The organism is Ralstonia sp. UBA689, from assembly GCF_002298975.1.
GTDB lineage: Bacteria > Pseudomonadota > Gammaproteobacteria > Burkholderiales > Burkholderiaceae > Ralstonia.
The window spans coordinates 25,582-38,304 of the sequence record NZ_DBMV01000045.1; the positions used below are offsets into that span (position 1 = coordinate 25,582).

9 protein-coding genes are annotated in these 12,723 nt (G+C 65.1%); all 9 read right to left on the reverse strand.

The window, feature by feature from the left end; genetic code table 11:
• Positions 1 to 380: 380 nt before the first annotated feature.
• A complete protein-coding gene (locus B4F51_RS22035) occupies positions 381 to 1,745 on the reverse strand; it encodes a sensor domain-containing diguanylate cyclase (RefSeq protein ID WP_296228870.1) in 1,365 nt (454 codons plus the stop codon).
• A 320-nt stretch (positions 1,746 to 2,065) separates the two neighbouring features.
• Positions 2,066 to 2,512, reverse strand: coding sequence for a universal stress protein (locus B4F51_RS22040; protein WP_296228871.1), 447 nt, complete (start codon positions 2,510 to 2,512; stop codon positions 2,066 to 2,068).
• A 60-nt stretch (positions 2,513 to 2,572) separates the two neighbouring features.
• Positions 2,573 to 3,217, reverse strand: coding sequence for a hypothetical protein (locus B4F51_RS22045; RefSeq protein WP_296228874.1), 645 nt, complete (start codon positions 3,215 to 3,217; stop codon positions 2,573 to 2,575).
• A gap of 5 nt (positions 3,218 to 3,222) precedes the next feature.
• Complete coding sequence (locus B4F51_RS22050; RefSeq protein ID WP_296228876.1) at positions 3,223 to 5,514, reverse strand: heavy metal translocating P-type ATPase; 2,292 nt, start codon at positions 5,512 to 5,514, stop codon at positions 3,223 to 3,225.
• Positions 5,515 to 5,549: 35 nt separating this feature from the next.
• Positions 5,550 to 6,074 (reverse strand): cytochrome b, encoded by a 525-nt coding sequence (locus B4F51_RS22055; protein ID WP_296228877.1) that lies wholly within the window; start codon positions 6,072 to 6,074, stop codon positions 5,550 to 5,552.
• Positions 6,075 to 6,159: 85 nt separating this feature from the next.
• On the reverse strand, positions 6,160 to 7,125 hold the full coding sequence (locus tag B4F51_RS22060; RefSeq protein ID WP_296228878.1) for a cation diffusion facilitator family transporter: 966 nt from the start codon (positions 7,123 to 7,125) through the stop codon (positions 6,160 to 6,162).
• A 106-nt stretch (positions 7,126 to 7,231) separates the two neighbouring features.
• On the reverse strand, positions 7,232 to 8,488 hold the full coding sequence (locus tag B4F51_RS22065) for a TolC family protein (protein WP_414706809.1): 1,257 nt from the start codon (positions 8,486 to 8,488) through the stop codon (positions 7,232 to 7,234).
• On the reverse strand, positions 8,485 to 11,598 hold the full coding sequence (locus tag B4F51_RS22070) for an efflux RND transporter permease subunit (RefSeq protein WP_296228880.1): 3,114 nt from the start codon (positions 11,596 to 11,598) through the stop codon (positions 8,485 to 8,487). Before B4F51_RS22070 ends, B4F51_RS22065 begins: the two co-directional genes overlap by 4 nt.
• Positions 11,598 to 12,683 carry an efflux RND transporter periplasmic adaptor subunit gene (locus tag B4F51_RS22075; RefSeq protein WP_296228881.1) on the reverse strand — a complete coding sequence of 362 codons (1,086 nt, stop codon included), beginning with the start codon at positions 12,681 to 12,683 and terminating at the stop codon, positions 11,598 to 11,600. The genes B4F51_RS22070 and B4F51_RS22075 overlap by 1 nt, the downstream gene beginning before the upstream one ends.
• Positions 12,684 to 12,723 lie beyond the last annotated feature (40 nt).

Here is a 12,723-nt window from a genome sequence, read left to right on the forward strand (position 1 = left end):
GCGCGAGAGCAACTTAGGGCGGCGCTCATGTTTGAGCTTATTTCGATAAGCCTTCTTAAGTGTTCAGGAGAAATGGACTTGAAACTTGCCGCCGTAGCAGGATGGTGATCGAGCCGGAAGAGGGTGCCATCGCCCACCTGTTGAGCAAGGCAGGCAAGCCGGAGTTACCGCGCGACTTCTTGCGGGCAGCGGTCCACTCACAAAAGTTCCACTGGGGCAAGCTGCTGTCGTTGGATTGGGGTGCACTTAGTTACGTGCCCGGCGGGGTCGAGTACTGCTTGTTGCCTGCCGGAGGGCCAGCAGTCTCGGTGGGTTTCCTGAGACTGGATTGGGCAACGGTGCGGCTGAACCGTACTCTCTGAGCTCGACAATCAACGATCCTATATCGCCACCACCCCCCGCCCCAACTGCAGTGGCACCTGCACCACGGCAATCCGGTTCTGCCCGCCCACCTTGGCAGAGTGCAGCGCATTGCCCGCCGCCTTGATCAAGCCTTGTGGCAACACGCCCTCCTGTGCCCAGCCGCTTGCCACGCCCACGCTCACGGTAACGTGGCCCGTTACGGCCGACCCCGCGTGCGCAATGCCAAGCGCTGCCGCTGCGTCGCACAGGCGCTGCCCGATCTGCGCTGCGGCTTGCAGATCGGACTCCGGCAGCAGGATTGCAAAGGTGTCGCCCTCGTAGCGCGCGACCAGATCGCCATCGCGCTGCACATGTTGAGCCAGGCATTGCGCGACCGAGGCCAGGCATCGGTCGGCCCGCAGGTGGCCGTAGCGGTCGTTGAAGTCTCGGAAGAGGTCAATGTCGACCAGCAGCGCAGACAGTGGAGATTCTGTGCTCGCACCGTGCCACCAAGCCTCGCCCAGGGCGGATTCAAAGGCACGGCGGCTGGCGGCACCGGTGAGCGGGTCGGTAGCAGCAAGCCGCTTGAGTTCTTCCCGCGCGGCAACCAGCCGTGCGTGCAGGACGCTGTTCTCGATCAGCAGCAGCAATAGGATGAAGCTCGCTCCCAAGAGCCCATACATGCGTCCCAGATAGAAGCCGAGGTCGTAGCGCCCATGGTTGAACACGGCACTGAGCGCGATGTCGCAGATCCAGACGCACAGCACCACCATCAGCCAGATGTCGATGGTGAGATGCGGCTTGCTGCGCCAGAGCACGGTCAGGGCGATCATGCTGAAACCCCAGATCGTGCCGGCAACCATCAACTGGGCACGTGCATAGCCATTGCCCGCCATGATTGCCGGCAGCAGATGCCCGCCCGCCGTGGCCAGCGCAACGCACGCAGCCGACGCGCCCAGCACGGCGGCAATGACCAATGCCACCGTCCCCCGCGTGAGCGGAGTGGCGGCAAAGCGATCCGGCTCCCGATCTTCAAGGACTTTCAGCACGGCATAGGCCATCACGAACAGCGGAAAGCCCGCGTGCCAGAACATGTAGATCCAGGCGGTGCTCTGTGGCCCGGCGCCCAGCAGGCCACCGGGCGCAAACAACCCCGGGAACGACAGCATGTGCCCGACTGCGGTGGCCGTCGTGAACAGGTAGCCGCAGGCCAGCGCCAGCATGGCGCGCGAACGCGTGATCGCAAACTGGCCGAACAGCAAAACGGCGGTAATCAGGTCATTGAGAATGAGCGCTGATTCATACGTCGGAATGAACAACGGGAGTTGCGCCAGCTGCACCTTGGAAAACGGCAGCACCGACAGGAAGATCAGCAAAGACAGCAGTGCCACCGCCAATGCCATGCGATAGGTCCGGCGTCCCGGGGACAAGCTCAGCAGCAAGCCCGGTTGCACTTCAAGAGATCCCGTTGCCAAGATGGCCCCCTAAGCAGGCGGTGACTGCGTCACGTGTTTTACTGCGCCGCACGGCTACGGTTTCTGATGATGCCGTTTCCCCTGAAAGGGTTTGCGTGCCTCCGATGCCTACTTACCGTTGATAGTCACGAGGGGGGCCGATGTCAACGCCGCCAATCCGGCGCCGGTGTCGTGTTGGCGAGGTGGAGGGGACGATGCATCGCACCAGCCATTTTTTCATCCCCTGCCAGGCCCTTACGCTGCGGCCGTCATGCCGATCGCACCAGCAATACCGGGAGAGAAGAGGTGCGCACCACGCTTTCCGCGACGCTTCCCAACAACGCGCGCCGCGCGCCGCGCCGACCGTGCGTGCCCAGAACCAGGAGCTCCACCCCGGCCTGCTGCGCCAGCTTTTCCAGTTCCGATGCGATATCGATGTAGGCCAGCGGATCATCCGTTGTCACGGCCGCGACCTGAATCCCCGCCTGTTGCGCCTTGCGTGTCGCTTCTGCAACGAGCTTGTGGCCTTGCTCGATCAATGTTTCGGTAATCTGCCGCGTGTTCAGCGCGCCAAGATCCCATTTGACGTGGGCGTTGTCGACGACGTGCGCGATGAGCAGTTTCGAGCCAAGCGTCCTGGCCAACCGTGTCGCCTCGTCCAAGGCGCGTTGCGCGGTTGGGCTTGCGTCGATTGCGACCATGATGGTGTCGTACATCTCGATTTCCTTGTTGTTGTTTGATGACGGGTTGGACTGGAGGACTGGGTGACGGCCGGATCAGCGTTGTGTTTTCGTCTCTGCATTTTCTGATGACGGCGTGATTGGGCCCGAGCGTCGCCTGCGCAGACGTTTGGTTTGCAGGAAGTAGCGCCAGTCGACTTTTGCGAACCCATACACCAGAGCCAGAAACACGACCTGCGACAAGACAAAGTAGAGGCCCATATAGGCCCCGTCAATCGCGGACTCTTCATCCAGGTAACGCGCCCCAATTTGGGCTATGTGTGTCCAGGTGAGGTAACTCACCCAGCGGCCGATGAAGAACGGCAGCCCGATCAGCCACAGCCGCATGCCGGTCAAGCCGTATGCAATGAAGATGTAGTTGGAGGGAAACGGGCTGAACGCATACGCCAGGATCAGCCCGGCGGTCATGCTTTTGCGCTCTTCCAACCAAGCCCGAACCACGTCGATGTTCTGGCGGTCTGCCTCGCGCATCCAGTGGTTGCGCACGAGCCAGCAAGACAATTGCGCCAGGACAAGGCGGCCGGCGGTCGCGGCGCAAGCCGCCACCCCCGCGAGGAGCACGGGATCGGCGTCGGGTCGCGAGAAGCCGATCCACGACATCACCATCCACGTGGGTGGGGCAAAGGCCGGCATCACGTTCAGCAGAAAGACCGTGGCGAACAAGGCGAGCAGGTTTTCCATGGCGATCAGGTCTCCCTGCCGAGGACGTGAAACAACTCGTCTTCCTGCGCGCAGTGCAGACGCAGGATGGCGTCCAACCCATACAGCAGACGCTGCAATTCCTGCACAACAGGTGCATCCGGGCCGTCAGCCGAAATGTCGGCGACGACCCGCCCCAGAAGGTTCGTCACCCGAAAGATTTCGCGATGCATCCCGCTCATTGCCGCCATCGGGTCATCTCCGCCGATCAGCCGCGCCAGGTCCGGATAGAGCTGCGTATCGTCTCGGCGCTCGTGCGGAACCAGGATTTCGGCCAAGGATTGGTTCAGCGCCAACAGCTCGGTCTTTGCCGCGCTGCCCTCCATGTGGGGCAGCGTGTCGGCCACCGTACGGATGCGGTTCATGATGGGTTCCAGTTCCCCGTGTTCGGCCTTGAGGTGTTCTACGTCGGCTGGCGCCAACGAGCGCGTCGCCGCGTTTGTGGCCAATTGCAATGCGCGCAAGGCATTGCCGATGGCGAGTACGTCAATGGCCTCTTGCAGTATGGCGCCCGCCAACGGCGGCAAGTAACCCAGTGCAGCGGCCGCCATGGCTGCGACCGATAACGACATACCGATACCCACGCTCTGCAGTGCGATGCGCCGGGTGCGGCGCGCAATCCGCACCGCGTCAACCAGTCGATCCAGCCGGTCGACCAGCAAGACCACGTCTGCCGCTTCTGACGATGCAGCGGCCCCGCGTGCACCCATCGCCACGCCGATGTCCGCCGCGGCGAGCGCCGGTGCGTCGTTCACGCCGTCGCCCACCATGATCACCTTGCCGGCGGCGCGTGCGTTCTGGATCGCCGTGAGCTTGGCCGCCGGCGATAGCGCCGCATAGAGCTCGGTGACGCCCAGCATGGCCCCGACCGATTCGGCAACGTCTGGCCGATCGCCGGTCAACATCGCCTGCCGTTTGATCCCCTCCTGGCGCAGAAGGCGCAGTGCGCGCGGTGTTTCGAGGCGGACACGGTCCACCATCAGTAACGCGCCAGCCAGTTCACCATCCACGCCGACAAAGACGGCTGACGCGCCCGCGTAGTTCATCCGCTTGATGAACCCCTGGCTCCAGGCAGGGGCATCGGAGTTGCCCAGCACGTAGGACAACGCGCCAAGCGAAACGACGTAACGCCCAACCCGGCCCTGGACGCCTGCTCCCGGGCTCTCAACGACGGCGCTTGGCGGTTGCAGCACGGCACTACGCTCGCGTGCGGCTCTGACGACCGCTTCCGCCACGACATGGTTCGATGCCTGCGCCAGGGAGCCGGCGAGGCCCAGAACAACATCAGGCGGATAACGTTGATCGCATTCGATGTCGACGAGTCGGGCGTATCCGCTGGTCAAGGTGCCGGTCTTGTCGAAGAACAGCGTGTCGGCCAAAGCAAGCCGTTCAAGCGCGCCACCGCCTTTGATCAGCACGCCGCGCTTGGCGCAACGCGACAGGCCTGACACGATCGCCACCGGCACAGCAAGGATCAACGGGCACGGCGTGGCCACGACCAGCACGGCCAGGCAGCGTGATGGATCGCCGGTGAGTATCCAGCTCGCCCCGGCCAGGACGACTGCCACGCCCACGAAGGCAAAGGCATAACGATCTGCCAGCCGCACGGAGGGGCTTCGCTCGGCCTGCGCCGCGCTGACCAACCGCACAACGCCCGCGAACGTGCTGTTCTCGGCGGATGCACCGGCCATCATTTCAAAGGTGGCACCGACATTCAGCACGCCACTGCAGATGGCGTCGGCCGCTGGGCGACGCCGAGCGATGGATTCTCCGGTCAAGGTGGATTCATCCAGGTCGGCCGGCTCCGACAACGTGCCGTCTACGGGAACAACTTCACCGTGCCGCACCAGCAGCCGGTCGCCCGCCCGGACTTCTGCCAGGTCAACCAGATGCCATTGGCCGGCTTCGAAGCGATTGGCTCGCTTGGGCGCATGACTCAGCAGCGCTGTCATCTCGCGCTGCGCGCGCGCCTGTGCGAATTCCTCCAGCGCGCGTCCGCTTGCGAGCATCAGGGCGATGACGGCGGCGACCAGCACTTCCCCTGAAAGCAGCGCGAAACTCATCGACATCACGGCCAAGACATCGATGCCAACCTGCCGACGCATCAGCGATCGGGCAATCGTGACCACCAGGACGATCCAGTTGGGAATGATGCCGATCAGCCAGAACTGCCGCGCATGCACTTCGGCGCCAAGGTAGCGTGCCCATAGCCCAGCGGCCAGGGTCAGCGCTGACAGCGTAAGCAGCACAAGATTGAGCAGGAGGCGCCGGGAAAGCATGAGCCAGTCTGGCGTTGGGGTGTGCTCCGGTTGCACTAGATCATGCGGCGCAGCAGCCGGTCTTTCAGGATGAACTCATGCCAGAGCGCGGCGGCCGCATGTAGTCCGACGAAGATGTACACAAACGTTGCACCCGACTCGTGAACTTCCTTGGCAGCATCCGCCCACGTCTTGTCCTGCGCGAGCGGGAGCGTCCAGTTCAGTCCAAACGGCTGAATCGGCTTGCCGGCCCAGGCCAGCGCCAGCAGGCCGAGGATCGGCATGCTGACCATCAGCACGTAGAGCGCGCCGTGCGTGAGCCGCGCGGCACGCTGCAGCAATAGTGGGCCGGGGACAGGTGCCGGTGCCTGCGTGGCCCAACGGGCGAGCAGGCGCAGCACCATCAGCGCGAGCACAGAGAGCCCCGCAGTCTGATGGACCATGAATACAGCGGCACGCGTGGCGCTGCCTTTGGGGAAGAAGTCGAGTATCTCGATTGCCGCCACTGCGATCGTGACTGCCAGGAATACCAGCCAGTGCAGGGATCGCATGACCAACGAGTACTTCGGTTCGGAATGCATAGAGCCACCCAATCAAGTGAACAGTTAAGAAATCTTGGCGATGCGTATGTCGATGTACACGCACCGAGTTGAGGAAGAGCAACCTCTAATACGCGGGCGGAACGGACGTCGGTGGTATTCGGGCTGAAGTATCCACTGGATCGACGTGGGTCATGACGTTCAGCACGTCGCGCCGCAGCATGACACGGCGCCGCGCTTCCAGCGCAATGTCGTGGCCTGCTCTCACGCTCGCATGGGCGTCGACTTCCAGGTGCACGTCCACCAGGATCATGTCGCCCATCCGGCGCGTCTTGACGTCATGCACGCCCAGCACACCGGGCGTTTCGCGCATGGCTTGGTGGATCGTCCTGACGGTTTCCTCGTCGACGGCACGGTCCATGAGGTCGTGCAGTGCATCCCAGCCGAACCGCCAGCCCATGCGGGTGACCATCAGGCCGACAATCAGCGCGGCTACCGGATCGAGCAGGCGATAGCCAAACACATTGCCGGTGATGCCGAGCGCTACCACCAGCGACGACGCGGCATCGGAGCGCGCGTGCCAGGCGTTGGCGACCAGCATGCTGGAGCGGACCCGCTCGGCCACCGCAAGCATGTAGCGGAACAGCAGTTCCTTGGCTACCAACGCACCCAGCGCAACCCACAGTGCGATCAGTTTCACCGGCTGGATGGTGTCCGGATGCTCCAGCTTCAGCACGGCGCTCCAGAGCATGCCAACGCCTACTGCGAGCAAGAGCAGGCCGAGCGCCAGCGAAGCTGCATTCTCGAAGCGTTGATGGCCGAATTGATGGGTGGCGTCCGGGCCCTTCTGGCTATGGTGGCTGGCGAACAGGACAACAAAGTCCGAAATCAGGTCGGACAACGAATGAATGGCGTCAGCGACCAGTGCCTGAGAACCGGCGAGGACGCCCGCCACCACCTGCACGCCGGTCAAACCGAGGTTGACGCCCACACTCACCAGCGTGCTGCGCCGTGCAGCGGCCTGTTTGACCGAGGCGTCTTCGGTATCCGGATCCGGGGTGGTCTCAAGGTCGATTTCTTCGGGATGTCGCATCGTTCGTCGGGGTTGGGTACGTGCAATACGCCGCCGCCTGGGCGACGGCGTCCACATTGATGATGAGGTCATCTATCCATAGGGCTTGCTTGGGCGTCGCTCAAGATCAATCGTCAAAGTCCCACATCCTGTGCAGATCAAGCTGGAGACGGCTGTCTGCTTCCAGCACATCCACCCGGGCGAGCCGTTCGGCCAGCAGCGCATCGGCCAAGCTGCGGCGTGCCGCCAGGAGCTCGGCCAAGCCCGATTCGCCTGCGCGGTACGCACGAGTTGCACGGTCGGATGCGCTTTTCTGCAACATAGCCGCTTCGAGCTGCGCTTGCGCGGTCGCCCGCTTGCCCTGGAGGTTGCGGTAGAGCACATCGAATTCTGCGCTCAGGCGCCGTTCGACACCGAGCCTGCGGCGAGCCGTTGCCTGCGCGTCGGATGCGGCTGCCAAGGCAGCCGACTGACGATGCGCTGAACCGAGCGGCATGGCCACGCTGATGCCCATGATGCGCTCTGCGCCGCCGCGTTCCACCGTGACGAACATGCCGACGGTGGGGTCGGGCCGGCGCTCCAGGTCCGCACGCTTGGCCATCTGCTGCGCCTGCGCCTCTTCCGCCATCGCAAGCCGATACTCATGGCTATCCTGAATGTACTGGGTGCGCAGCCGTTCCGGTGGGTCCTGCGGCAACGCAGGCAATGCGGTGTCGGCAGCCAACGCGGGGTGGCCCAGGCTCGGAAAGCGGGCCTGCAGTTCCGCCTGTGCCGCCTGCTCGGCCGCAGTGGCCGCTGCCAGAGCCGCCTGCATGCGAGCGTGGTCTGCCGCCGCCAGTTCGCCGTCCAGGCGTGCGGCATCGCCCAGTTGCACCCGCCGGGCCGTCAGTGCCGCCAGATCGGCCGCCGCCCGAGCGTTTTCCTGGGCGGCCTGGCGGGCCTGTTCTGCCCGCAAGGCCGCAAACCAGAGCGCCAGGATTTGCCGCGAAGTCTCGTGGCGTGCATCCTTCAACGCAAGCTCACCCGCTTCGGCCGCCGCGTCGGCAAGCTGCCCGTCGGCTTGTGCCTTGCCCCACAGCCGTAGCGGCCGTTCCACGGCAATCTGACCTTCAGCATGGCGTTCAGACGGATCGCGCACCTGCCGCCCTTGGCCAATCGCGCGCACCACCGTTTCCGCGGTGCCTACGCGGATGCCTTCGGCGCGCGCCAGTGTGGCATCGCGGCGGGACTCGGCTGCCATCACGTCTGGCGATTGCGCAACGACTTCGCGTACCGTGCTCTCAGTTGGCAGGTAGCTTGCCGTGCCTTGTGCCTGCACTGCCGTGCCCCAAACCAGCATCACGCAAGCCCCCGCCAACGCGATACGAAACATGTCCAACCTCATTGCGAATCTCCCTGCCCAGCGGCCGTACGAGACCGGGGCATACCAAAGCGTTCAAACAGCAGGGGCAGCAGGAGCAGCGTGAGCGCCGTCGAAGAGATCAGCCCGCCCGACACGACAATTGCCAGCGGCCGCTGAATCTCCGAACCCGGTCCGCTGGCCAGCAGCAGCGGAATCATCCCCAGCGCGGTAATGCAGGCGGTCATCAGCACTGGTCGCAGGCGGTCACGCACACCGGCGCGCACGGTTTCCGCCATGCTCAGACCCGACTCCAGCAGTGTGTTGAAGTGAGACACCAGCACCACGCCATTGAGCACCGCGATCCCAAGCAGGGCGATGAAACCCACCGAGGCCGGCACCGAGAGGTACTCGCCAGCAATCCGCAAAGCGGCAATGCCGCCCACCAGCGCGAACGGAATGTTGGCGATCACCAGCGCTGCCTGCCGCACTGAACGGAACGTCAGCATCAGCAACAGGAAGATTGCCCCCAAGGCCAACGGCACCACCAGCGCCAGGCGCGCCGCTGCGCGCTGCTGGTTCTCAAACTGGCCGCCCCAGACGATCCGCAACCCTTTAGGGAGCGTGCCGAGGCCGCCGACCGCCGCCTGCGCTTCCTGCACAAAGCCAGCCAGATCCCGGCCCTCGACGTTGGCCTGGATGACCGCAAACCGGGCGCCGTCTTCGTGGTTGATGCGCACCGGCCCGTCCACACGTTCGATGCGGGCCAGCGACGTGAGCGGCCACGCTTTGCCGTCCGGCGCCGTGACCAGCAGGTTGGTCAGGTTTTCGGGCGCTTGCCGCAAGCCCGTGCCGCCGCGCAGGATGAGCGGCGTGCGGACAATGCCTTCCGGCACCACGCCAATCCGGTCGCCTTCGATCAGGGCGCGCAACTGCGCCTGCAGGGCGTCTCCGGAAAAGCCTGCCTGGCCGATGGCGGCGCGGTCCAGTGACACCTTCAGGTATTGCACGCCGCTGTTGCTGGGTGCTATCACCTCGGCCGCGCCTGGTATGGTGCGGACCTTGGCGGCGATGGCCTGCGCCGCCGCGTCGATGGAGGCGAGGTCGCTGCCGAAGAGCTTGATGGCGATGTCGCCACGCGTGCCGGTCAGCATTTCGGAGACGCGCATCTCGATCGGCTGCGTAAAGCCGTAGATCACGCCGGGAAAGCGCTCCATCACGCGCCGAATCGCAATGGCGATGTCCTCCTTGCTGCCGCGCCACTGGTCCTTGGGCTTGAGCACCAGGAAGGTATCGGTCTCGTTCAGGCCCATCGGGTCCAGGCCCAGATCGTCCGAGCCGGAGCGCGCCACAATCGAGCGGATCTCCGGCACCTCCTTGAGCAGCGCCTGCTGCACGCGCTGGTCCAGATCCAGCGATGCCGCCAGGGAGACCGACGGGGCCTTCTGCAACTGCACGATCAGATCGCCTTCGTCCATGGTCGGCATGAAGGTCTTGCCGACCGACATGTACAGCACCACGGCCACCGCCAACGCCGCCCCCGCCACGCCGAAGACGATGCGGCGATGCGCCGCCGTCCACGTTTGCATCCGGGCGAAGCCGCCGGCCACCTTGCGCATCAGCCAAGGCGGTTCATCCGCATGCGCAAGCAGCAGCAAGGACGCCAGCGCGGGCACCACCGTAAAGGCGATCACCACGGACGAGGCCAGCGCCAGCACAATCGTCAGCGCCACCGGCCCGAACAGCTTGCCCTCCAGCCCCTGCAATGACAGCAGCGGCAGAAACACGATGGCGATGATGGAAACGCCGGAGAGCATCGGCACGGCCACCGTCGCCACCGCGTGACGGATGACCGCGCCGCGCAGCGCCGGGTCGGTCTTGTGGTCTTGGGCGCGGGCCATGGCGGTCTCGATGTTCTCCACCACCACCACCGCCGCATCCACCAGCATGCCCAGCGCAATGGCCAGGCCGCCCAGGCTCATCAGGTTGGCGGTCAGGCCCACATAGCGCATCAGCAGGAAGGTCGCCAGCATCGACAGCGGCAGCGTCGCCGCCACCACCAGCGCAGCCCGCACGCCGCCCAGGAACAGGTACAGCGTGACCACCACCAGCACGCTGGCTTCGATCAGTGCACGGACAACGGTGTTGGCCGCGCGTGTCACCAGCTCGCCTCGGTTGTAGAAGACGCGGGTCGACATGCCCTTGGGCAACTCCGGCGCCAGTGTGTCCAGCCGCGCCTGCACTGCCTCGACCAGCTTGCGGGCATCGCTGCCGCGCAAGCCCAGCACCAGCCCTTCGACCACCTCACCGTTGCCATCCTTGCTGACGGCGCCGTTGCGGGTGGCCTCGCCCAGGCGCACGGTGGCGACGTCGCCGACGGTGACTGCGGGAGCGGAAGACAAGCTCTGCGCCGGCACCACGACAATCGCGCGCAAGTCATCGAGCCCCCGCACGCCGCCCTCCACCCGCACGACCCAGTGCTCGTCGCCTCGATCCAGGCGCCCCGCGCCGTCGTTGCGGTTGTTGGTGTCAAGCGCTTGCCGCAGTTGCTCCAGCGTCAAGCCACGCGCGCGCAGGCGCGCAGGGTCGGGTATCACTTCGTAGCTGCGGACTTCGCCGCCCAGCGCGTTGACATCCGCCACGCCCGGCACCGTGCGCAGCGCCGGCCGGATGACCCAGTCGAGCACACGGCGTCGCTCAGCCAGCGAGTAGCCGTCGCCCTCCACGGTAAACATGAACATCTCGCCCAGCGGCGTGGTGATGGGCGCCAGTCCGCCCACGGCGGTCGACGGCAGGTCGCGCGCCAACCCGGCCAGGCGCTCCGACACCTGCTGGCGTGCCCAGTAGACGTCCACACCGTCTTCAAAATCGACGGTCACATCGCTGATGCCGTATTTGGATACCGAGCGCACGATTGTCTTGTGCGGGAGGCCAAGCAACTCCTGCTCGATGGGCGTCGAGACGCGCTGCTCCACTTCTTCCGGCGTCATGCCCGGCACCTTGAGCACCACCTTGACCTGCGTTGGCGAGATATCGGGAAACGCGTCGATCGGCAGGTTCAGGTACGCCCACACGCCGGCGGCGGCAAGCACGCCGGCCGCGATCAGCACCAGCACGCGCTGCCGCAGCGAAAACTCAATCAGACGGGGCAGCATTACTGTTCTCCCGCGAGCAAGCCCTTGAGCGCGCCGATGCCCGTTACCGCCACACGTGTTCCCGCAGGCAGATTGGCACGCACGACAGCGACGGCCTCGTCTGTGCTGGCGACAGCGACTTCCTGGAAGCGGAAGCCTTTGTCGGTCGAAATGAACACGCCCGGCACGCCATGTACGTAGACCAATGCTGCCGCCGGAACCCGCAACAGGCCCGACGCGCCCGCGCCCGTGGAGCCGCGCAGTTTGAGCGTTACGTTGACGCTTTCACCGGCACGCAGGTCGCCGCGGCGCTCCAGCGATGCCCGCACGCGGACCCCAGCCGTGCCGTCGCCCGACGGCGCCACACCAATGACCGTGCCGCTTGCGCCGCGCTGCGCAATCTCAATGCGGTCGCCCGAGGTCGGTACTGGCACATCGCGGCCAACCAGCAGGTCCAGCTCCAGCGCGGCAGGATCAACGATCCTGAAGAGCGGCGCTGCAGCGTCGACCCGCGCACCCGGAACCACATTGACTTCCGACACCACGCCGCCACGGCTGGCAACCAGCTGCGCTTCACCACCCGCGCCGGTGAACGCAATGCCTGCGGAAGCCAGCTCGGCCCGGCGTGCTTTGGCCATGGCGTTGGCCTCCGCAGCTCGCGCCTGCGTTGCTTGCCAGCGACTTTCAGCGACGATGCCGTCGTTGTAGAGCGCCTTGTCGCGCTGCAGTGATTGCTGCGCCAGGCGCGCCTGCGAGTTGGCCTCTGTGAGTGCGCGGCTCGCTTCGAAAAGCTGCGGGCTCAGGAAGCCCGCCAGCGGCTGGTTCGGGCGGACTGTCTGCCCCACGGAAACCAGCACACGAGGCACCATGCCCGCATACGGGGCTGCCACCACATACTGCGCGTCAGGCTTGTAGACGACACGCGCATGCGTACCGACATCCAAGCCCCCAGATGCGGCGATTGGGCTGAAGCGCACGCCCAGCGAACGCGCCTGTTCAGCCGACAGCGGCACTGCCTGGGCAGTTGTCTGTGCTGCAGCCCGCTCGAAAGAAAACGCGGTCAGCGCAATCCACGCACCAATCGCTACGATTCGTTTGAAAAACATGCCTGACTCCAATCCATGAAGGCAACGCTGCGGGCGCCGC